The organism is Streptomyces sp. NPDC001902 (assembly GCF_042891295.1).
Taxonomy (GTDB): Bacteria; Actinomycetota; Actinomycetes; order Streptomycetales; family Streptomycetaceae; genus Actinacidiphila.
In genome coordinates, this window is sequence record NZ_JBIATA010000015.1 from 1 (window position 1) to 20,658 (window position 20,658).

16 protein-coding genes are annotated in these 20,658 nt (G+C 73.2%); 10 read left to right on the top strand and 6 right to left on the bottom strand.

All coding sequences use genetic code 11. From position 1 onward, the window contains the following. Positions 1–145 precede the first annotated feature (145 nt). The 3 genes from ACFYYN_RS23615 to ACFYYN_RS23625 all read right to left on the bottom strand — a co-directional run bounded on the left by ACFYYN_RS23615 (position 146) and on the right by ACFYYN_RS23625 (position 3,574). Entirely contained in the window at positions 146–1,336 is a 1,191-nt protein-coding gene (locus ACFYYN_RS23615; RefSeq protein WP_500547422.1) for a DUF5667 domain-containing protein, read from the bottom strand. A 215-nt stretch (positions 1,337–1,551) separates the two neighbouring features. Then, positions 1,552–2,346, bottom strand: coding sequence for a sigma-70 family RNA polymerase sigma factor (locus tag ACFYYN_RS23620; protein WP_499513264.1), 795 nt, complete (start codon positions 2,344–2,346; stop codon positions 1,552–1,554). Positions 2,347–2,653: 307 nt separating this feature from the next. Next, positions 2,654–3,574 carry an HAD family hydrolase gene (locus tag ACFYYN_RS23625; RefSeq protein WP_500439920.1) on the bottom strand — a complete coding sequence of 307 codons (921 nt, stop codon included), beginning with the start codon at positions 3,572–3,574 and terminating at the stop codon, positions 2,654–2,656. Between the two features lie 109 nt (positions 3,575–3,683). Here ACFYYN_RS23625 and ACFYYN_RS23630 point away from each other — a divergent pair, with 109 nt between their 5' ends. From ACFYYN_RS23630 to ACFYYN_RS23665, 8 genes are all read left to right on the top strand, one after another. Further along, complete coding sequence (locus ACFYYN_RS23630; protein ID WP_500547423.1) at positions 3,684–3,980, top strand: glutaredoxin family protein; 297 nt, start codon at positions 3,684–3,686, stop codon at positions 3,978–3,980. A 114-nt stretch (positions 3,981–4,094) separates the two neighbouring features. After that, a complete protein-coding gene (locus tag ACFYYN_RS23635; RefSeq protein ID WP_500329423.1) occupies positions 4,095–4,796 on the top strand; it encodes a 3'-5' exonuclease in 702 nt (233 codons plus the stop codon). A gap of 131 nt (positions 4,797–4,927) precedes the next feature. Beyond that, positions 4,928–5,698, top strand: coding sequence for a redox-sensing transcriptional repressor Rex (locus ACFYYN_RS23640; RefSeq protein WP_499513268.1), 771 nt, complete (start codon positions 4,928–4,930; stop codon positions 5,696–5,698). After that, the gene (locus ACFYYN_RS23645) at positions 5,695–7,113 is read left to right on the top strand and encodes a glutamyl-tRNA reductase (protein ID WP_500547424.1); all 1,419 of its coding nucleotides are present in this window, start codon (positions 5,695–5,697) and stop codon (positions 7,111–7,113) included. Before ACFYYN_RS23640 ends, ACFYYN_RS23645 begins: the two co-directional genes overlap by 4 nt. After that, positions 7,110–8,078: a hydroxymethylbilane synthase gene (gene hemC, locus ACFYYN_RS23650; RefSeq protein WP_500336370.1), complete on the top strand. Its 969-nt coding sequence runs from the start codon at positions 7,110–7,112 to the stop codon at positions 8,076–8,078. Before ACFYYN_RS23645 ends, hemC begins: the two co-directional genes overlap by 4 nt. After that, complete coding sequence (locus ACFYYN_RS23655) at positions 8,075–9,811, top strand: bifunctional uroporphyrinogen-III C-methyltransferase/uroporphyrinogen-III synthase (protein WP_500547425.1); 1,737 nt, start codon at positions 8,075–8,077, stop codon at positions 9,809–9,811. Before hemC ends, ACFYYN_RS23655 begins: the two co-directional genes overlap by 4 nt. 156 nt (positions 9,812–9,967) lie before the next feature. Continuing rightward, positions 9,968–10,969 (top strand): porphobilinogen synthase, encoded by a 1,002-nt coding sequence (hemB, locus tag ACFYYN_RS23660; protein WP_500358711.1) that lies wholly within the window; start codon positions 9,968–9,970, stop codon positions 10,967–10,969. A 559-nt stretch (positions 10,970–11,528) separates the two neighbouring features. After that, positions 11,529–11,855 (top strand): hypothetical protein, encoded by a 327-nt coding sequence (locus ACFYYN_RS23665; RefSeq protein WP_500329429.1) that lies wholly within the window; start codon positions 11,529–11,531, stop codon positions 11,853–11,855. Between the two features lie 82 nt (positions 11,856–11,937). On the opposite strand, the gene ACFYYN_RS23670 is transcribed toward ACFYYN_RS23665, so the two are convergent. Both ACFYYN_RS23670 and argS read right to left on the bottom strand, forming a co-directional pair. Continuing rightward, entirely contained in the window at positions 11,938–12,762 is an 825-nt protein-coding gene (locus tag ACFYYN_RS23670) for a DUF4253 domain-containing protein (protein WP_500547426.1), read from the bottom strand. Positions 12,763–12,854: 92 nt separating this feature from the next. Continuing rightward, a complete protein-coding gene (argS, locus tag ACFYYN_RS23675; protein WP_500547427.1) occupies positions 12,855–14,603 on the bottom strand; it encodes an arginine--tRNA ligase in 1,749 nt (582 codons plus the stop codon). Between the two features lie 128 nt (positions 14,604–14,731). On the opposite strand from argS, the gene lysS reads away from it, so the two are divergent. Next, positions 14,732–16,396, top strand: coding sequence for a lysine--tRNA ligase (gene lysS, locus ACFYYN_RS23680; protein ID WP_499513276.1), 1,665 nt, complete (start codon positions 14,732–14,734; stop codon positions 16,394–16,396). 346 nt (positions 16,397–16,742) lie between these two features. Then, positions 16,743–19,370 (top strand): MXAN_6230/SCO0854 family RING domain-containing protein, encoded by a 2,628-nt coding sequence (locus tag ACFYYN_RS23685; RefSeq protein ID WP_500547428.1) that lies wholly within the window; start codon positions 16,743–16,745, stop codon positions 19,368–19,370. A 4-nt stretch (positions 19,371–19,374) separates the two neighbouring features. Here ACFYYN_RS23685 and ACFYYN_RS23690 read toward each other — a convergent pair whose 3' ends face one another. Further along, complete coding sequence (locus ACFYYN_RS23690; RefSeq protein ID WP_500547429.1) at positions 19,375–20,637, bottom strand: DUF2637 domain-containing protein; 1,263 nt, start codon at positions 20,635–20,637, stop codon at positions 19,375–19,377. Positions 20,638–20,658: the final 21 nt, after the last annotated feature.

The window sequence follows — 20,658 nt, forward strand, 5'->3', positions numbered from 1 at the left end:
CCCCGGGGTGACGGCGGCCCCCCCCCCCCCCCCCCGGGGGGGCCCCCCCCCGGGGGGGGGGGGCCCCCCCGCGGGGGCGGGGGGCCCCCCCCCCGGGGGGGGGGGGGGGCCCGCCCCCCCCCCCCCACCGCCGTGAGGTCCCCGCTCAGTCGCCCCTGTCGTCCTCGGCGCTGAGCCCGAGACCCGGGAGCAGCCCGGGCAGCAGCGGCGGGAGGGTGACCGACGGCTGGGTGCCGTCGCCGCCCGAGGTGCTGCCGGTCGGCGTGGGGTCGAGCAGATTGCCGGTGCCGCCGATGAGGCCGCTGTCCGAACTGCGCGACGCCGAAGGGCTGGCCTTGTCGCCGCCGCGCTCGTCGGCGGAACCGCTCGCGGAGCCGCTGACCGAGGGCGAGGGCCCGCGGGTGCCGCTCGCGGAGCGGTCGCCGCTGCCCGGGACGCCGTGGCCGTCACCGTGGCCGGAGCCGGTGGAGGGCGGCAACAGCCTCTGCAGCGGGGCCACTTCGTCCTCTATGGCGTCGAAGACGGAGGTGACCTTGTTGCCCACGTCGTCGAGCCGGGAGGGGAGCTTGCCGCGCAGCTCGGTCCAGCCCCTGCGGTGGTTGCTGGAGAACGCGGAGAGCGTCTCGATCGGCTGCAGCGAACCGTCCTTGCGGTACGCGGCGGCGAGCAGCCGGTGGCCCTCGGAGGCCTCCTGCTGCATCCCCGACAGCGCCCTGCGGATCTCGCCCACCGACTCGTCGTCGAGCTCGCCGCCCCGGCCGCGTTCCATGAGGCGGCGCGCCTCCTGGAGCCGGGTGGAGGCGAGGTCGAGGTAGACCTTGCCGCGGTCGGCGTCGTCGTCGGCGAGGTTGAGGCGCATGTCCTCCATGCCCCGTTTGAGGCCGTAGAGGGTGTCGCCGGGCAGCGCGTCCGTGCTCGCGGCGGCGACGCCGCCGAGGGCGCCGGCCGCCACACCGACGGAGAGGCCGCCGGCGGCGAGCCTGCGCGACCACGCGGAGCGCGGCTTCAGCTTGCCGAGACCGCGGCCGTCGGCGCGGTGCGCGCCCCGGCCGCCGTCGCGTTGTACGGGAACCGTCAGGGTGCCGTCGGCGAGCGCGGCCTCCATGGCGGCGATCAACTGGGCACGCTGGACGGTCTTGGTCTCCGGGTCCAGCGTCGGTCGCGGTACGTCCCGCAGGGCGTCCGCCAGGGCCAGGAACGCGCCCTGGCCCGGATCCGCATGCCGGTCCGCGGCGTGGGCGCCGTGCTGTACGCCGGCACCCGTCTGGGGGCCTTCGCCCTCGAGGGCGTCGGCGAAGGCGTTAGCCCGCCGGTGCGCCGTTGGATTCGCGATCACGGGCGGCACCTCCTCTCGTCATCCACCTCGACTCCCCGTAGTGCCTTCAAGGTTGTGCACCTTGAGCCTTTCCACCCGATCGAGTGATCGGAAGCGGGCAGAGCACGGCATTGGGGGGTCCGCATGTGATGCAACGAGTGCCGCCCGAGTTGGGTTACGCAGTCATGATGATCGGACCGTGGAGGCAGTCGCAAGATGAAGATCCATCCATCGCGCTATCGCGCGTCGTCGGGGAGGAGCCGGGCGAGGGTCCGTACGGCGCGGTACTGCAAGGTCTTGATCGCGCCCTCGTTCTTGCCCATGATGCGGGCCGTCTCGGCGACCGAGAGCCCCTGCAGGAAGCGCAGCGTCACGCACTCCTGCTGTTGGGGGTTGAGCTTGCGGACGGCCCTGAGCAGCGACTCGTTGGACAGCGCCTCCAGGACGCAGTCCTCCGGGCTGGGCTCGACCTCGTTGGCGTCGAGCATCTCCCCGGTGGTCACCTCCAGCCGGAAGCGGCTGGACTTGAAGTGGTCGGCCACCAGGTTGCGCGCGATGGTGACCAGCCACGCGCCGAAGTCACGCCCCTGCCAGGTGAAGGTGCCGATGCGGCGCAGGGCGCGCAGGAAGGTCTCGCTGGTCAGGTCCTCGGCGGTGGCCTTGCCCCCGACGCGGTAGTAGATGTAGCGGTAGACGGTGTCCGAGTAGTGGTCGTAGAGGCGCCCGAAGGCCTCGGTCTCGCCGGCTTGGGCGCGCTCGACCAGGTCCATCATGCGTCCGCTGTCACTGTCGGCCGCCGGCCGGCGCGGGGTGGCGCCCGTGGACCGGTCGGCCTGCTGGGTGCTGCGGGACCGTCTGCCGACCGTGGCCCGGCCGTCGGCCAGCGCGTAGGCGCGGCCGGCGGGCGCTGCCGCCGTGGCGAGTGCGGGGACGAGCACGGCGTGCGCGGGGACAACGCGCAGCAGGTGCTCGGCCACCAGTGCGCGCAGCGTAGCCAGGCCAGAGGCGTCAACCCCGGTGTGTGGGTACACGGGACTCCCAGAGGCAGAACTTCCATCACGTGCAGTACGGAACCGTTCACCCGTCGTAGGGACGTGTGGGTACCGGCTTGCGTCTGAGGAGAATAACGCTTCGTACAGGCGACGCTACACCGAGTTGCTGAAATCGTCGGTTCCGCCCACTCTCTGGCGGAATGGTGATCGATCAATTATCGAACACCGGAACAGTGTTGACCACATAGCGTCGTGAAATGCTCGCGTGGAGAGCGTGTTGTGGCTGTGTGGCTCACCGTGAACTGACGGGGCGCCAGAGGGTGACCCGGGCGTGTCGCCCGCGTCCCTAGCGGCGGCGGCGCTGCAGGGCCATCGCGGCGGCGGCGCCGCCGGCCACGGCGCCCACGCCTGCGGCCGCCGGGATGCCGATCTTCACCGCCTTGCGGCCGGTGCGGTAATCGCGCAGCCGCCAGCCCTTTTCGCGCGCGTGTTTGCGCAGCCGCGTATCGGGATTGATCGCATATGGATGTCCGACGAGCGACAGCATCGGGATGTCGTTCGACGAATCGCTGTACGCGGCGCAGCGCGAGAGTTCGAGTCCCTCCGCGGCGGCGAGGGCCTTGACGGCCTCGGCCTTGGAGGGGCCGTGCAGGGGCTCGCCGACCAGCCGGCCGGTGTAGAGGCCGTCGACGTGCTCGGCGACGGTGCCGAGGGCACCGGTGAGGCCGAGCCTGCGGGCGATGATCGTGGCCGTCTCCACCGGGGCGGCCGTCACCAGCCAGACCCGCTGCCCGGCGTCGAGGTGGGCCTGGGCGAGCGCGCGGGTGCCGGGCCAGATCTTGTCCGCCATGTACTCGTCGTAGATCTCCTCGCCGATGGACATGAGTTCCTCGACGCGGTGCCCCTTGATGATCGAGAGCGCGCTCTCCCGCACCTCCTGCATGTGCTCGGGGTCCTCGGACCCGGCGATCCGGAAGTACGCCTGCTGCCACGCGAAGCGCGCGAGGTCACGGCTCTGGAAGAACTTCCGCTTGTACAGGCCGCGCCCGAAGTGGAAGATCGCGGCGCCTTGCATCACGGTGTTGTCCAGGTCGAAGAAGGCGGCCGCGTGCGGATCGCCGACCACGGGGAACGCGGGGACGCCCGCCAGGTCGTCCTTCTTCTCCACGGGTGCCGCGAGCGCGGCCTCCGCCGCGGCCTCGCCGGCCAGCACGCTGCGCGCGGTGGCGGAGCGCTTACGGGGGGTGAGCCATCGCAGAGCGGCCATGGGGCGAGCATAGCCAGTCCGTTGCGCAACTCCGGTGCACCGATGGAGCAGGTGAATGAACTCCTCGCGACGAGGGTGTTACCGCGGGTCGGGAGTTGACGGAGGCAGAATGGCCGGCATGAGCCCTCTGTTCGGACGCGATGCCCGCAATGCCCGGAGAAACCCGGCGGATCGGACGGTCACGCTGATCGCCAAGCCCGGCTGCCACCTGTGCGACGACGCCCGGACGGTGATCCGCAGGGTCGTCGACGACCTGGGCGCGGCCTTCGAGGAGAGGGACATCACGCGCGACGAGGAGCTGCACGACCGGTACTGGGAGCAGATCCCGGTCGTCCTCATCGACGGGGAACAGCACACCTTCTGGCGTGTCGACGAGGGCCGGCTGCGGCGCGGGCTGGGCGCCTGAGGGCCCTGGTGCGACAGGTGGGCGATTTGCGCGTGTTCCTCTGGACGCGGGTGCTCGATTACCATCAAGGCGTTTTGTGTAGTGCGGGGGTGCGTGAGTAAGGATGGTGACTGCGTGCTCCCGGGCAGACTTCAGGCGCGCGGCGGCTTCGCCGTGGTCGATCTGGAGGCCACCGGTTCCAGTTCGCGGCGCCACCGGGTGGTCGAGCTGGCCGTGGTGCTCCTCGACAGCGACTTCGGGCACGAGGGCGAGTTCTCGACCCTCGTCGACCCCGAGGGGCCCGTCGGCCCCACCCACATCCACGGCATCGAGCCCCGCCATGTCGAGGCGGTCGGCGCGCCCCTGTTCGGGCAGATCGCCCCGAGGCTGCTGGGGCTGCTGCGCGGGCGGGTGCTGGTGGGGCACAACGTCGGCTGCGACCGCGCGTTCCTGGCGGCGGAGTACGCCCGGCTCGGCGTGGAGTTCCCCGTCGTCCCCGAACTGTGCACCATGCGGATGGCCGCGCTGCGGGAGACCGCCCCGGGCGGGCTGAGCCTGCTGGCGTGCGCCGAGGCGGCCGGACTGACCGGCTGGACCGCGCACACGGCGCTGGGGGACGCCCGTACGACGGCCCGGCTCTTCGCCTCGTACGTCCCGGACCACCCGGGTGGACCCGCGCAGACCGAGAAGGCGCTGGCGCGCGCGGCGGTGGTCGAGTGGCCGCAGTTGGCCGGAGCGGACGCGCTGTGGGTGGGGCGCCGGGGTGCGGACCGGGCGCCCGCGTGGAACGTTCCGTCGCAGCAGAAGGTTTCTTATGCCCGTAATGGGGGTGCGTGATGCCGGTCACTTCCCCCGGGCAAATCGGACACCATCTTTGTGCACGCGTTCACAAAGACATAGCCTGGCGTGCACGGGGCGGTCCCAACGACGGGTGCCGCCCGCAGCCCAGCTCTACCCGCAGGAGCATCGTGGCAACTGGCCGAACTCACCGACCGGCGACCCGCAGCCGAGGGATTCCCGAGGCCACCGTCGCCAGGCTCCCGCTGTACCTGCGGGCCCTGACCGCGTTGTCCGAGCGATCGGTGCCCACCGTGTCCTCGGAGGAGCTCGCGGCCGCCGCCGGGGTGAACTCGGCCAAACTGCGCAAGGACTTCTCCTACCTCGGTTCGTACGGAACCCGCGGGGTCGGCTACGACGTCGAGTACCTCGTGTACCAGATCTCCCGCGAGCTGGGCCTCACCCAGGACTGGCCGGTCGTCATCGTCGGCATGGGAAACCTCGGGGCCGCGCTCGCCGGCTACGGCGGCTTCGCCTCCCGGGGCTTCCGCATCGCCGCGCTCATCGACGCGGACGTCCAGCTCACCGGACGGCTCATCGCCGGGCTGCCGGTGCGGCACGCGGACGAGCTGGAGGGCATCGTCCACGACAACCAGGTGTCCATCGGCGTGATCACCACGCCGGCCGGGGCCGCCCAGGAGGTCTGCGACCGCCTGGTGGGCGCCGGGGTCACCTCGATCCTCAACTTCGCCCCGACCGTGCTGACCGTCCCCGACGGGGTCGACGTCCGCAAGGTCGACCTCTCCATCGAGCTGCAGATCCTCGCCTTCCACGAGCAGCGGAAGGCCGGCGAGGAGCTGGAGGGCAGCCTCGCGGCGCCCCCGGTGGCGGCCAAGGCGGCCCGCGACGGCGGCCGCCGTCCGGGACCTGACGGGGACGTCCCCGCCGTGATGCCGGCATGAGCCTCCTCGTCGTCGGACTGAGCCACCGCACCGCCCCCGTCAGCGTCCTGGAGCGCGCGGCGCTCGGTGAGGACACCAAGGGCAAGCTGCTGCTGGACGTCATGGCCGCCGAGCCCGCCGGTGAGGCCGCGGTGCTGTCCACCTGCAACCGCATCGAGCTGTACGCGGACGTCGACAAGTTCCACGCCGGTGTCGCCGAGCTGTCCACGCTGCTGGCGCGGCACAGCGGGGTCGGTCTCGACGAGCTGACCCCGCACCTCTACGTGCACTACGAGGACCGGGCCGTCCACCACCTGTTCTCGGTCGCCTGCGGCCTGGACTCCATGGTCGTCGGCGAGGGCCAGATCCTCGGCCAGATCAAGGAGACCCTGGGGCTCGGCCAGGAGCTGCACACCGCGGGCCGGTCCCTGAACGACCTGTTCCAGCAGGCGCTGCGGGTCGGCAAGCGCGCGCACTCCGAGACCGGGATCGACCGGGCCGGGCAGTCGCTGGTCACCTTCGGCCTGGAACAGATGGCCGAGGCCGTCGGCGGCGTCCCCTACGAGGAGTGGGGCAAGGGCAAGCGCGCCCTGGTCGTCGGCGCCGGCTCGATGAGCTCGCTCGCCGCGGCCACCCTCGCCCGCGCGGGGGCGGGCGAGATCGTGGTCGTCAACCGCACGCAGGAGCGCGCCGAGCGCCTCGCCGAGAGCGTCGGCGGCCGCGCCGCGTCCATGGAGGACCTGGCCGGCGAGCTGTCGTACGCCGACATCGTCGTGTCCTGCACCGGGGCGACCGGCCTGGTGCTCACCGCCGACACCGTCGCCCGCGCCACGCTCTCCCGGGCCCTGCGCTCCGGCGGCGAACCCGTCGCGCCCATCGGGATGCTCGACCTCGCCCTGCCGCGCGACATCGACCCGCTGGTGCACTCCCTGGACGGCGCCCACGTCACCGACCTGGAGACCATCGCCGCGGCCGCCGCCGACGCCCCGATGGCCGCCGACGTCGACGAGGTGCGAAAGATCGTTTCCGCTGAGGTGGCCGCCTTCGGTGCCGCCCAGCGTGCCGCGCACATCACGCCGACCGTCGTCGCCCTGCGCGCCATGGCCGCCGACCTGGTCGCCACCGAGCTGGCACGCCTCAACGGCCGCCTCCCCGACCTGGACGAACGGCAGCGCGCGGAGGTCACCCAGACCGTGCGCCGCGTCGTCGACAAACTCCTGCACGCGCCTACTGTGCGGGTCAAGCAGCTCGCGGGCGAGCCCGGCGGGGCCGGGTACGCCGACGCGCTGCGTGAACTCTTCGACCTGGACCCCCAGGCGGTCGCCGCGGTCAGCAGGGCCGACTCACCGGGCACGCCGGTGATCCCCTCCGCGGCCGTCCCGCCGGCGGTGTCGGCTGCTTCAGCAACGAGTGACTCGAATCGAGGGCGGGCATGACGAGCCCAACCGCACTGAAACTGGGAACCCGGCGCAGCGCGCTGGCGCTGGCGCAGTCCGGCATGGTGGCCGAGCAGGTCCGCCGGATCACCGGCCGTGACGTGGAGCTGGTGGAGATCACCACCTACGGTGACGTCTCGCGTGAGCACCTGGCGCAGATCGGCGGTACCGGCGTCTTCGTCTCCGCCCTGCGCGACGCGCTGCTGCGCGGCGAGATCGACTTCGCCGTCCACTCCCTCAAGGACCTCCCGACCGCCGACCCCGAGGGCCTCACCCTCGCCGCGGTCCCGCTGCGTGAGGACCCGCGCGACGCGCTGATCGCGCGCGACGGCCTCACCTTCGAGCAGCTGGCCGCCTCCCCCCGGGGCGCCCGCATCGGCACCGGCTCGCCGCGCCGCATGGCGCAGCTGAACGCCTGGGCCCGCTCGATGGGGGTGCGCGTGGAGACCGTGCCGATCCGCGGCAACGTGGACACGCGCATCGGATATGTTGCCTCAGGCGACCTCGACGCCGTCGTGCTCGCCGCTGCCGGACTCAGCCGGCTGGGCCGCCTCGCGGAGGCCACCGAGCTGATCTCCTGCGACGTCGTGCTGCCCGCTCCCGGACAGGGGGCGCTGGCCGTCGAGTGCTCTGCGGACGACGCAGGGCTCGCCGGCGTGCTCGCCGAGCTCGACGACCCGTTCACCCGGGCCGCCGTGACCGCCGAGCGCGCACTGCTCGCCGCCCTCGAGGCCGGCTGCTCCGCGCCCGTGGGCGCGCTGGCCGACCCCGTCGTGGACGGGCAGATCACCGAGCTGCGCCTGCGCGGTGTCGTCGGGACCACCGACGGCTCCTCGCTGGTGCAGATGTCCATCACCGGTCCGACCCCCGCCTCCCGGGACGAAGCCGTGGCCCTCGGCCACGAGCTCGCCACCGAGATGCTCGCCAAGGGTGCGGCCGGTCTTATGGGGGAGCGCGAACTTTGAGCCCCACCGCCGCCGCAGCGACCAACACGACCGCAGACGCCACCGCGGCCGGGCCGGCAGGACCGGCCGGAACGGCAGGCAGGACGGGTACCGCGGGAACCGCGGGCCACACCGGGACCGCGGGCACGGGTACGCCGCGCTCCGCCCACGGGCACGTCACCTTCCTCGGTGCCGGGCCCGGTGACCCCGGGCTGCTGACCCTGCGCGCCGTCGAGGCGCTCGCCCACGCCGACGTCCTGGTCGGCGACCAGCACGTGCTGGACGTCGTACGGACCCATGCCCGGCCGGGCGTGGACACGGCGCAGCCGGGCGACGCCGAGGGGGAGTTGAGCCCTTCGGCCGCCGCGGCCAAGCTTTTCATGGCCTCCGCGCGCACCGGCAAGCGGGTCGTCCGTGCGATCGCCGGCGACCCCGGACTCGACGCCGCGGCCGCCACCGAGATGCTCGCCTGCGCGCAGGCGGGCATCCCCTTCGAGGTCGTCCCGGGCGTGGCCGCGGCCGTGGGCGTGCCCGCGTACGCCGGCGTGCCGCTCAGCGGCGACGTGCGGTTCGTGGACGCCGCGACCGCGTCCGGACGGTGCTGGAGCGAGGTGGGCACGAGCGACGCGACCCTGGTCGTCTCCACCACCCTGCAGACCGTCGCCGCCAACGCGGCGGAGCTGGTCTCGGGGGGCCGCAAGCCGGACACCCCGCTGACCGTGACCGTCGCCGGTACGACGACCCGGCAGCGCACCTGGTCGGCGACCCTGTCGACGATCGCGGCCGAGCTGAAGGCGACGAAGGCGCTGCCCACCCCGGAGGGCCCGATCGCGGCGATAGCCGTGGTCGGCGAGCCGACCACGCGGCGCGACCTGCTCTCGTGGTTCGAGACCAAGCCGCTGTTCGGCTGGAAGGTGCTCGTCCCGCGCACCAAGGAGCAGTCCGCGTCCCTCTCCGACCAGTTGCGCTCCTACGGTGCCGTGCCGCACGAGGTGCCCACCATCGCGGTGGAGCCGCCCCGTACGCCGCAGCAGATGGAGCGCGCGGTCAAGGGCCTGGTCACCGGACGGTACGAGTGGATCGCCTTCACCTCGGTGAACGCGGTCAAGGCCGTCCGCGAGAAGTTCGAGGAGTACGGGCTCGACGCGCGTGCCTTCGCCGGGATCAAGGTCGCGGCGGTGGGCGAGCAGACCGCCCGGGCGCTGGTGGACTTCGGCGTGAAGCCGGACCTGGTGCCCAGCGGCGAGCAGTCCGCCGCGGGCCTGCTGGAGGACTGGCCGCCCTACGACCCCGTCTTCGACCCGATCGACCGGGTCTTCCTGCCGCGCGCCGACATCGCGACGGAGACCCTCGTGGCGGGCCTCGTGGAGCTCGGCTGGGAGGTCGACGACGTCACCGCCTACCGGACCGTGCGGGCGTCGCCGCCGCCGGCGGAGACCCGTGAGGCGATCAAGGGCGGCGGGTTCGACGCGGTGCTGTTCACCTCGAGCAGCACGGTGCGGAACCTGGTCGGCATCGCGGGCAAGCCGCACAACGTGACCGTGATCGCCTGCATCGGCCCGGCCACCGCGAAGACCGCGGAGGAGCACGGGCTGCGGGTGGACGTGATGGCCCCGGAGCCGTCCGTCCACGCGCTCGCGCAGGCGCTGGCGGACTTCGGCGTCCGGCGGCGCGAGGCGGCGATCGCCGCGGGCGACCCCGTGACGCGTCCCAGCGAGCGCCGTCCCGGGTCCCGGCGCAGGGCCCGCGTCTGACCGGACCCGGCCGTGTTCTCCGTGCCCCCGGCTCCCTCCGCGGAGCCGGGGGCCGTCGCGTTCCGGGGCCGACACCGGGTCGGCATGAGCACGGCGCACACGGGCGTACCGTGGAACGCGGTAACGGCCCGGGACGGAGAAAGGCGCGGCGCGGTGATGAGCGGAAACGGAAGCGGATACGGTCAGTTCCCCGGTACGAGGCCCCGCCGGCTGCGCACGACGCCCGCGATGCGCCGCCTCGTCGCGGAGACCCGGCTGCACCCCGCCGAGTTGATCCTCCCGGCCTTCGTCCGCGAGGGCATCGACGCGCCGGTACCGATCTCCGCCATGCCGGGCGTCGTCCAGCACACCCGTGACACCCTCCGCAAGGCCGCCGTAGAGGCGGCCGAGGCGGGCGTGGGCGGGATCATGCTCTACGGCGTGCCGCTGGACGAGAAGAAGGACGCCGTGGGAACGCCCGGCACGGACCCGGACGGGATCCTGCAGGTGGCGATCCGCGACGTGGTCGGCGAGGTCGGCGACGCCCTGGTGGTCATGTCCGACCTCTGCCTGGACGAGCACGTCGACCACGGCCACTGCGGCGTGCTGGACGCCGAGGGCCGGGTGGACAACGACGCGACGCTGGAGCGGTACGCGGAGATGGCCCGGGTCCAGGCGGACGCCGGCGTCCACGTCGTCGGCCCCAGCGGCATGATGGACGGTCAGGTCGGCGTGATCCGGGGTGCCCTGGACGCTGCCGGGCACCAGGACGTGTCGGTGCTGGCGTACACGGCGAAGTACGCGTCGGCGTTCTACGGGCCGTTCCGGGAGGCCGTCGGATCCTCGCTCAAGGGCGACCGCAAGACCTACCAGCAGGACCCGGCGAACCTGCGGGAGTCGCTGCGCGAACTGGCGCTGGACGTCGCCGAGGGCGCCGACATGGTGATGGTGAAGCCCGGGCTGCCGTACCTGGACGTGGTGGCGAAGGTCGCCGAGTCCGTGGACGTGCCGGTGGCGGCGTACCAGGTCAGCGGCGAGTACGCGATGGTCGAGGCGGCCGCCGAGCGCGGCTGGATCGACCGCGACCGGGCGATCATGGAGGCCCTGACCGGCATCCGCCGCGCGGGCGCCCAGCTGATCCTCACCTACTGGGCGACCGAGGTGGCCGCGCAGCTCTGACGGCCCCGACGGCTCTGACGGCTCTGACGGCGGCCCATCGGCCGCCGTCAGGGCCGTCTTCGCGCACCGGGCGCCGCTCCCGGTGAACAGCCGCGCCCGGCAGGCGAGTCCGGTCATGGCCGCGATCGGCGGCAGAGCGCCGGGACGCCCCACCTGACCCGCTGTCACCCCTCGCCAAGCGGGTCGCTTCCCCGCGTGCATCGTCGGTACTGCCGTTCGGCAGGTGAGGCAACGTGCCGCGGTGCCCGCGCCGTTCGGGTCCGGTCGGGGCGTGATCGGCGGCAGAGGAGTGATCATGCTCGGCCGGGTCTGCAGCCGGGGCGGTCACCTGCCGAAGGAGGGGTGGCGGCGCTCTTCCCGCCTGCTCGGGCGTGGTGCCTTCAGATGATCGCGCGCAGGACGCGGAAGCGGACGGCGTGGTTCCAGGCTGTGCGGCATTTCATTACATCAAGTGTCTTTGGTCGCGATTCGGACTTAACGGCTGATGTGGGTGGCAAATTCACAGCAAGTCCACAGCAGGCGGAGGCGCAAGGGCCTCCGCCGTGAAAGGAGAACCGCGATGCGGATTCCCCGATTCGCCGCCGCGCTGGGCGTCGCGGCCGCCGTCCTTCTGGGCGGGGCCGGTGCCGCCGGCGCCGCAGCGCCGCCACCGGCGGCGGTGTCGCACACGACCCAGGCGACAAACGACCGGGGCGGCGAGTACCGGCACGACGGTGACCGCGGCCGGGGCGGCGAGTACCGGCACTACGGTGACCGCGGCCGGGGCGGCGAGTACCGCCGTGACCGGGGGCGTTACGGCCGCTGGTACCACCGCCACCACCGGCACCACCCCCGTTGGCACCACCGCCACCACCGTCACGATCACCGCTGGCACTTCCACCGCTGAGCGGTACTGACCGGGTCGTCTCGGGGGTGTCCTTCCACCGCGGGGAAGGACACCCGTACCCCGGGCCCGGCAGGGAATCCCTCTAGTCCCACCAGAAGGACCAGGTGGGCACGCCCACCAGGGACTCGGCGTACGCACGGAGCGAACCGCTGCCCTGGGTGATGTTGTCCGGGCAGAAGGCGAAGTGCTCGGCGGCCACGGCCTCGGCCTCCCGCACGGTGGCCGGCGGCGCGGCCACGGACAGCACGAGCACGTCGAAGGCGAGGGCCACGACGCGCACGCCGAAGCGCTCCTCCCAGGAGCGCAGCACCGAACAGAGCCGGGCCACGTCGTTCTCGTGGTTGCACGGCCCCGTCCAGCCGATGGCCGCGGGGACGTCGGCGCTGCGCCGGGCGGGGACGAGGGCCGCTCGGGGGTCCTTGAACCACCCCGCCTCGACCACGGTCGCGGCGACCTCGGCCGCCCTGACGTCCGGGTCGGCCTCGAACTCCCGCGCCGGGGCGAGGCCGGGCCACGCCCGGCCGAACGGGGCGACCAGGTCCGCCGCGTCCTCGTCGGGGGCCTCGTCCTCGTCGTCCTCGTGCTCGAGGCCCCAGAAGTCGCCCAGCACCTCGTCGGCGTCGTGGTCGCCCGGGTAGGACATCATCCCCGGGTCCAGTTCCGCCGTGGCCGGCAGCGCCTCGTCCATGGAGAGCAGCACCGGGTGCAGTCCCGCCGTCATGCGCGCGGGGAGCAGCCGTTCCCAGGAGCCGGGCCCGGCGGTCTCCTCCGCGTGCCAGAGCAGCGGTTCGGGCCACCGGCCGTCGCTCGTGGCGTCGACGAGCGTGCCGGGCGGGAGGTCGAGGCCCAGGGACCGGCCGGCCGGGTCCTGTGCGAGCTTCGGGAGCTGGTTGGGGAGCATCGCCATGGGCGTGAATGTAGGGGTGCCCACTGACAACGGCGGCCCCGGGGGGAGTGCTGACTCCCGCCGGGGCCGCCGTCGTACGGACGCGGGGCGCGTCAGAGGCGCTCGGGCGTGCGGATGCCGAGCAGCGCCATCCCCTGGCTCAGGGTGCGGGCGGTCAGGTCGCAGAGGAAGAGGCGGTTCTCCTTGACGTCGGGAGCCGGCTCGGGCTTCACGACCGGGCACTGGTCGTAGAAGGTCGTGAACGCCGAGGCCAGCGCGTAGAGGTACGAGGCCAGCTTGTGCGGCTCGTACGTCTCCGAGACGGCCGCCAGGGTCTCCGCGAACTCGTCCAGCAGCAGGCCGAGCGCCCGCTCGGCCGGGGCCAGCGGCAGCTCGGGGTGGGCGGCCGGCTTCGCGTCGCCCGCCTTCCGCAGGATCGACTGGATACGGGCGTACGCGTACTGCAGGTACACGCTGGTGTCGCCGTTGAGCGAGACCATCCGGTCCAGGTCGAAGACGTAGTCCCGGCCGAGCGAGGTCGACAGGTCGGCGTACTTGATCGCGCCGATGCCGACCTCCTTGGCCCGGTCGGCGACCTCCGCGTCCGTCAGCTCCGAGGACTTCTCCCGGATGACGGTCGCGGCCCGCTCCACGGCCTCGTCCAGCAGGTCCACCAGGCGGAACGACTCGCCGGACCGGGTCTTGTACGGCTTGCCGTCCTTGCCGAGCAGCGCGCCGAACGGGATGTGGAGCGCCTTGACCTCGTCGGTCAGCCAGCCGGCCCGCCTGGCCGTCTCGAAGACCATCTTGAAGTGCAGCGCCTGCCGGAAGTCCACGACGTACAGGAGGGTGTCCGCGTGCAGGTCCGCGGTGCGGTTGCGGATCGCGGACAGGTCGGTCGCGGCGTAGCCGAAGCCGCCGTCGGCCTTCTGCACGATGAGCGGGACCGGCTCGCCGTCCTTGCCCTTGACGTCGTCGAAGAACACGCACAGCGCGCCGTTGGAGCGCACGGCGACGCCGGACTTCTCCAGCAGCTCGCAGGTCTCGACGAGCATGTCGTTGTAACCGGACTCGCCGACGACGTCCTCGTCGCGGATCTCGATGTCGAGCTTGTCGTAGACCGAGTTGAAGTAGATCTTCGACTCGTCCACGAACCGCTGCCACATCGCCAGCGTCTCCGGCTCGCCCGCCTGCAGGTCCACGACCCGCTTGCGTGACCGGGTCTTGAAGTCGTCGTCGGCGTCGAACACGGCCCGCGAGTCCTTGTAGAGCCGGTTGAGGCGCGACATGGAGGCCTCGCCGGCCTCCTCGCCCGCGTCGGACGCGTCGTGGTCCAGCTCGTGCGGGTGCTCCACCAGGTACTGGATGAGCATGCCGAACTGGGTGCCCCAGTCGCCGATGTGGTGGCGCCGGATCACCGTCTCGCCCTCGAACTCCAGGATCTTGACGAGCGCGTCGCCGATAACGGAGGACCGCAGGTGGCCGACGTGCATCTCCTTGGCCACGTTCGGCTGCGCGTAGTCGATCACCGTGACGCCGGGCGTGGCCTTGGCGGGCACGCCGAGCCGGTCGTCGGCGGCCCGGGCGGCGAGCGTCCGGGTGATCGCGGAGTCGGCGACGGTGATGTTGAGGAAGCCGGGGCCGGAGACCTCGACGGAGGAGATCAGCCCGTCGTCCGCCGGGAGGGCGGCCACGACCTCGGCGGCCAGCTCGCGCGGGTTCGCCTTGTTCCGCTTGGCGAGGCCCAGCACACCGTTGGCCTGGAAGTCGGCCCGGTCGCTACGTCGCAGCAGCGGGTCGGCACCGAGGGCGTCAGCGACGCGCTGCTGGATCGAGGCGGAAAGCGAGTTGACCGAGGCCATGGGATGGGTGCTTCCTGAGAGGGATCGGAGATCAACCCTCAGTATCCCACGCGCTACCACTCATTTTTCTCTGGGACAATTGCCGGGTACCGCGCTACCCGCTGCACAGGTGGAAGGAAGTCGAGACAGTGGCTCAGAGCACCGAGGCCGACTGGGTCGCCCGCTTCGCGGACGACGTCATCGCGGAAGCCGAGCGGCGGGCTCCGGGCAAGAAAATCGTCGTCGCCTCCGGGATCAGCCCCTCCGGGCCGATCCACCTCGGCAACCTGCGCGAGATCATGGTCCCGCACCTGGTCGCCGACGAGATCAAGCGGCGCGGCGTACCGTGCGAGCACATCCTGTCCTGGGACGACTTCGACCGTTACCGCAAGGTGCCGGCCGGCTACGACCCGTCCTACGCGGAGCACATCGGCAAGCCGCTGACCTCCGTGCCCGCGCCCGAGGGCAGCCCGTACGAGACGTGGTCGGACCACTTCAAGGCCCCGTTCCGCGAGGCGCTGGCGGCGCTGGGCGTCGAGGTCACCGAGATCAGCCAGACCGTCGAGTACACCTCCGGCACCTACCGCGAGCAGATCCTGCACGCGATGCGCGAGCGCCGGCGGATCGACGAGGTGCTCGGCCGCTACCGGACGAAGAAGAAGGGCGGCGAGGAGCAGGACGACGAGGAGGCCTCGCTCGCGCAGGCCCCCGAGTACTTCCCGTACAAGCCCTACTGCTCGGCCTGCGACAAGGACCTGACCACGGTCGTCGCCTACGACGACGACACCACCGACCTCACCTACGAGTGCCAGGCCTGCGGCAACCGCGAGACGGTGCGGCTGAGCGAGTTCGACCGCGGCAAGCTGGTCTGGAAGGTCGACTGGCCGATGCGCTGGGCCTTCAAGGGCGTGGACTTCGAGCCCTCCGGCGTGGACCACCAGTCGCCCGGCTCCTCGTGGATGGTCGGCCAGCAGCTCGTCCGCGAGATCTTCGGCGCCGAGCCGCCCATCGGCCCGATGTACGCCTTCGTCGGCATCAGCGGCATGGCCAAGATGTCCAGCTCCAAGGGCGGCGTGCCGATCGCGGCCGACGCCCTGCAGATCATGGAGCCGCAACTGCTGCGCTGGCTGTACGCCCGCCGCCGGCCGAACCAGGCGTTCAACATCTCCTTCGGCGACGAGATCTCCCGCACCTACGACGAGTGGGACGCGCTGGAGCGCAAGGTCGCCGAGGGCACGGCCGCCCCGGTGGACCTCGCGGTGCACTCGCGGGCCGCGCGCACCGCGAGCGGTGAGCTGCCCACCACCCCGCACAAGCTGCCCTACCGCACGCTCGCCTCGGTCGTGGACATCACGACCGGGGACGAGGAGCAGACGCTGCGCATCCTGCGCGACTTCGACCAGGAGCAGCCGCTGGCCTCCCTGGACGAGGCCCGGCCGCGACTGGACTGCGCCGAGCGCTGGGTGAACACCCACGTCGAGCCCGAGGCCCGCACCCGGGTGCGCACCGAGCCCGACGCGGAGGCCCTGGCGGCGCTGTCCGGCGAGGAGCGGGAGGCGCTGAAGCTGCTGGTGGACGGGCTGCCCGAGCACTGGTCGCTGGACGGGCTGACCACCTTGGTCTACGGCGTGCCGAAGGTCCAGGCCGGCTTCGCGCCCGACGCCAAGCCGACGCCGGAGATGAAGGTCGCCCAGCGGTCCTTCTTCGCCCTGCTCTACCAGCTGCTGGTCGGCCGGGACACCGGGCCGCGGCTGCCCACGCTGCTGCTGGCGGTGGGTCAGGACCGCGTGCGGGAGCTGCTCGCGGCGAGCTGAGCCGGACTCAGATGTGACGGCGGCGGGTGGCGATGCCACCCGCCGCCGTCGTCGTGCGGGCCGGCGAATATTCGAACGCGGCGGTGAGCGGCGCGCGCTATGGTCATCGGGCGCGGGGCGGCTCACGGTGTGCTTCCTTCTCTCACTCTCCCTGAACCAGGGCACCGGCTTCCCGCCCCGCCCACGCAAACCGGCTCACCGGCCCGGACATGGGGACCGGGCACGGGACCGGGTCCCGGGCGGCTCCCGGGCGTGCTTCCTTCTTCTGCGAAGTCGCTTTCCGCGATGGATTTCAGCGCGCCCAATTCCCGCCCGGCACATCGACCAGGGGGAGACAAGGATGTCCATGGCCACGACCGCAGCCACCTCCACCGCGCCGCGCACGCTCGCGGCCGTACTGCTCTCCCGCCGCGGAGCCGTCTACCTGCCGGCCGCCCAGGCGGAGTCTTCGTTCGACGCCGTCGCGGGCGTGGCGCTGCTGGAAGCGGACCTCCTCGACCGCGGTCACCTGATGGCGCCCGCGCTGCGGGCCGCGCTCACCGAGCGGAGCGAGGCCGCGCTGACCGCGGCCGGGCGGGCCCTGCTGGCCGACGTCGACCAGGCGCTCGGCGCCGACCGGCCCCACGAGCCGCTGTTCCGCGACTTCCCCACCAGCACGCCGCGGGACACCTTCGCGTTCTACGTCGACCGTGTCCTCACCCTGCTCTTCCAGCACCCGGAGCAGCCCTGCGTGCTGTGCGGCACGGAGGGCGCCGTCCACGCGGTCTCGCCCTGCGCGCACCTGGTGTGCCGGTCCTGCTTCGACGGCGCGGACTTCTCCGCGTGCCCCGTCTGCCACCGCCGGATCGACGCGGACGACCCCTTCCTGCGACCGCGCCGGCCGCGGCGCTTCGGCGGGCTGCGACGCGCGTTGCCCGAGCGGCTGCGCGTGCTGCAGTACGGCGGCGACCTCGCCGCCCGGGACGCGGACGCCACGGAGGAGATCCGCGGGCTCCTCGCCCGTACCGGCGCCCTGGGCCCGCAGGACGCCGACGACCTCACGGCCCTGCTGGAGACCCGCGACCGGGCCGCCCCGGCGTGGCTGCCCGAGCAGATCCCGGGCCGGGAGACCAAGGCCCGGGTGCTGGCCTGGCTGCTGGCCGATCCCGCCGCGTACGAGACGAGCCTCCCGGCCGTCGCGGCCCGCGTCGACACCGCGACGGACGTGCTGCGGCTGCTCGCCGTGCGCTCGGGCGGCGACCCCGGCCTGGTCGACCTGCCGCGCTTCGGCGCGGTGCCGAGGCCGCTGCGGCGCGCCCTGCTCGGGGTGCTCGACGGACTCGCTCCGGACCTGGTCGCACAGGACATGCGCCGGCACCGGCACGCCTGGCTGCGGGCGGCCGAGCTCCTGCACCCCTTCGAGCACGCGGGCCGTTTCCCGCGGGCGGCACTGGCCGTCGCGGCGCTGCGCGACACCCGGCTCGCGGACGGCGACGCGCTGACCGCGACCCTGCGGACGGCGGCCGACGGCGCGCCGCGGATCGACGCGACGGGGACGACGGTACGGGTGCACGGCTGGGCGGGCCGGGTCGAGGCCGCGCTGGACGCCATGGACGTACCGGCGGCCGTCGCGCTGCTGGGCCGGCGGCCGGGCGAGTTCGTACGCCGGCTCGACCACCTGCTGCGGCTGTCCGAGGCCGCGGAGGCGGACGTCGTGCTGTCGGCGCTGGAGACGGCGGTACCCCGGGTGTCGCCCGCCGTGCTGCTGTCCGCGCTCGGCGCCCTCCGCAGCCGTCCGCACGCGGACGGCACCCGGGTGTTCTTCCCGAAGGGCGGCAGCGCCAAGGCGCACCTGGCGGACGACGACCGGCTGCCGATCGCGGCCGACGTGGTCGGGAAGGCCGTGGCCGTCCTCCACGCCGAGGTGCTGCGGCGGGCGGCGGAGCGGGAGGCGGTCGACGTCGCCGTCGTGGACGCGGGCCTGGACGGCCTGATCGCGCCGTTCACCGAGCGCACCGCCTCACGCGCCCTGGTGACCCTGCCGCGCGGCAGCGAGCTGCCCGTGCCGGACGGGAGGACGGTCCGGCTGTTCCTGCACTGGATGGAGAGCGAGCGGTCCGGGCGGACCGATCTCGACCTGTCCACCGCCCTGTTCGACGCGGAGTGGAACCCGGTCGGCCACTGCGACTACACGCGCCTGCGGTTCGCGGAGGACGCCGCCGTGCACTCCGGCGACCTCACCAGCGCCCCCGCGCCGCAGGGCGCCAGCGAGTTCGTCGACCTCGACCTGGACAAGCTGGCGGACGCCGGGGTCCGCCACCTGGTCGCGGTGGTCTTCTCGTACAACAACGTCCCCTTCGAGGACCTGGCGGAGGGCTTCGCCGGGCTCATGGCGCGCGACGAGCCCGGGGGCGCCGGGCCGGTCTTCGACGCACGCGCCGTGGAGCAGCGCTACGACCTGACCGGACGGGCCCGCGCGAGCGTGCCGCTGGTGATCGACGTGGCAGCCCGCACGATGCGGTGGCTCGACGTGGTCAAGGGCGTCACCGGCACCGGCCACTGCGTGGCGCGGCACGGCGACGACCTCGCCGCGCTGGGCAAGGCCCTCACCACTGTGTTCGCCTCCGGGGCCCGCGTGGGGCTCGGCGAACTGGCCGTCTGGCAGGCCGCGGCGCGCGCCGCGACGGTCCTGATCCGGCACGCGGACGGTTCCACGACCGCCTACCGGCGCCGGGAGGCCGAGTCCGCGGCGGAGTTCGCCGCGCGGATCGGGACCCCGTCCGGCGACCCGGCGGACGGCGCCGTGCCGGAGGCGGCCCGGCTGGCGTACCTGCTGCGCGGCGACGTCGCCGTGGCCGAGGGCGGCGAGGTGTTCGCGCTGCACCCGGCGGCCCTCGACGCGGCGAAGGCGCGGCTGCTGTCGGCGTCCGACGTGGTCGCCTCGCTGGCCCCGGCCCCGGCCCCGGCCCCGGCCCCGGCCCCGGCCGCCGGCTGAGGCGCTACGACGCGTACTGGCCGTCGAGTTCGAGGCGGCGGCGCAGGTCGCGGACGTAGGGGCGCAGCGTGCTCTCGCTGAGGGGGCCGCCGTTGGGGCTGGAGATGCCGTACCGGTCCTGCAGGATCAGGCCGAACTGGCGGGCGTTGGGGAAGTTGCCGAACTGCTGGTGGTAGGCCCGGAAGGCGCGGTCGTATATCTCCTCGCGGGAGGTGTCCTCCGTGACGGGCTCCGGCTCCGGCTCGGGGTAGTAGTCCGGGTCGGGCTCCGGGGCGAACTCGCTGCGGGGCGTGGGGATCACGCCGTTGCCGTCGGCGAGGGCGCGGCGTCGGTTCCCTGCGCCGACCGGGGCGGTGATCGGGGCCGTGACCGGGTCGACCGCGGGGGCGGGCGCCTGGTACGGCTCGGGTGCCGGGTACGGCTCGGGTGCCGGTTCCGGCGCGGGAGCGGGGGCCCGGTACGGGACCTGCGGTTCGGCCAGGACCGGTTCGGGGGCCGGTGCCGGGACGGGCTCCTCGGGTGCGGGCGCGGGTGCCGGTTCGGGTGCCGGTGCGGCCTCCGGGGCGGGCAGCGCGGCGACGGCCGGGGCCGGCAGCTCGATGCCCGCCGCGGCGAGGCCGATGGCGGCGGTCTGCTCCATCGGCACCCCGTACCGGGCGAGCTTCAGCGGCATCAGGGCCTCGACCGGGGCCTTGCGGCGCCAGGCGCGGCCGTAGCGGGCGCGCAGCCGGGCCCGGTAGACGAGACGTTCCTGCTCGACCCGGATGACCTCGTCGTAGCTGCGCAGCTCCCACAGCTTCATGCGCCGCCAGAGGCGGAAGGTCGCGAACGGCGCCAGCAGCCAGCGCGCGAGCCGGACCGACTCCATGTGCTTGTCGGCGGTGATGTCGGCGACCCGGCCGATCGCGTGCCGGGCCGCCTCCACCGAGACGACGAAGAGGATCGGGATGATGCCGTGCATCCCGACGCCGAGCGGGTCGGGCCAGGCCGCCGCGCCGTTGAAGGCGATCGTCGCCGCCGTCAGCAGCCACGCCGTCTGGCGCAGCAGGGGGAACGGGATGCGCAGCCAGGTCAGCAGCAGGTCGAGCGCGAGCAGGACCACGATCCCGGCGTCGATGCCGACCGGGAAGACGTTGGCGAACCAGCCGAAGCCCTTGCGCAGCGCCAGCTCGCGCACGGCCGCGTACGAGCCCGCGAAGCCGATCGCGGCGATGACCACGGCGCCCGTGACGACCACACCGATCAGGATCCGGTGCGTCCGGTTCATGCGTATCGCGGACACCCGCGA

Coding starts and splice junctions, on each gene's coding strand:
- ACFYYN_RS23625 (WP_500439920.1), bottom strand. CDS start 3,574: ATGGCCGCTCTGCGATGGCTCACCCCCCGTAAGCGCTCCGCCACCGCG.
- ACFYYN_RS23630 (WP_500547423.1), top strand. CDS start 3,684: ATGGCCGGCATGAGCCCTCTGTTCGGACGCGATGCCCGCAATGCCCGG.
- ACFYYN_RS23645 (WP_500547424.1), top strand. CDS start 5,695: ATGAGCCTCCTCGTCGTCGGACTGAGCCACCGCACCGCCCCCGTCAGC.
- hemC (WP_500336370.1), top strand. CDS start 7,110: ATGACGAGCCCAACCGCACTGAAACTGGGAACCCGGCGCAGCGCGCTG.
- hemB (WP_500358711.1), top strand. CDS start 9,968: ATGAGCGGAAACGGAAGCGGATACGGTCAGTTCCCCGGTACGAGGCCC.
- ACFYYN_RS23665 (WP_500329429.1), top strand. CDS start 11,529: ATGCGGATTCCCCGATTCGCCGCCGCGCTGGGCGTCGCGGCCGCCGTC.
- ACFYYN_RS23670 (WP_500547426.1), bottom strand. CDS start 12,762: ATGGCGATGCTCCCCAACCAGCTCCCGAAGCTCGCACAGGACCCGGCC.
- argS (WP_500547427.1), bottom strand. CDS start 14,603: ATGGCCTCGGTCAACTCGCTTTCCGCCTCGATCCAGCAGCGCGTCGCT.
- ACFYYN_RS23685 (WP_500547428.1), top strand. CDS start 16,743: ATGGCCACGACCGCAGCCACCTCCACCGCGCCGCGCACGCTCGCGGCC.
- ACFYYN_RS23690 (WP_500547429.1), bottom strand. CDS start 20,637: ATGAACCGGACGCACCGGATCCTGATCGGTGTGGTCGTCACGGGCGCC.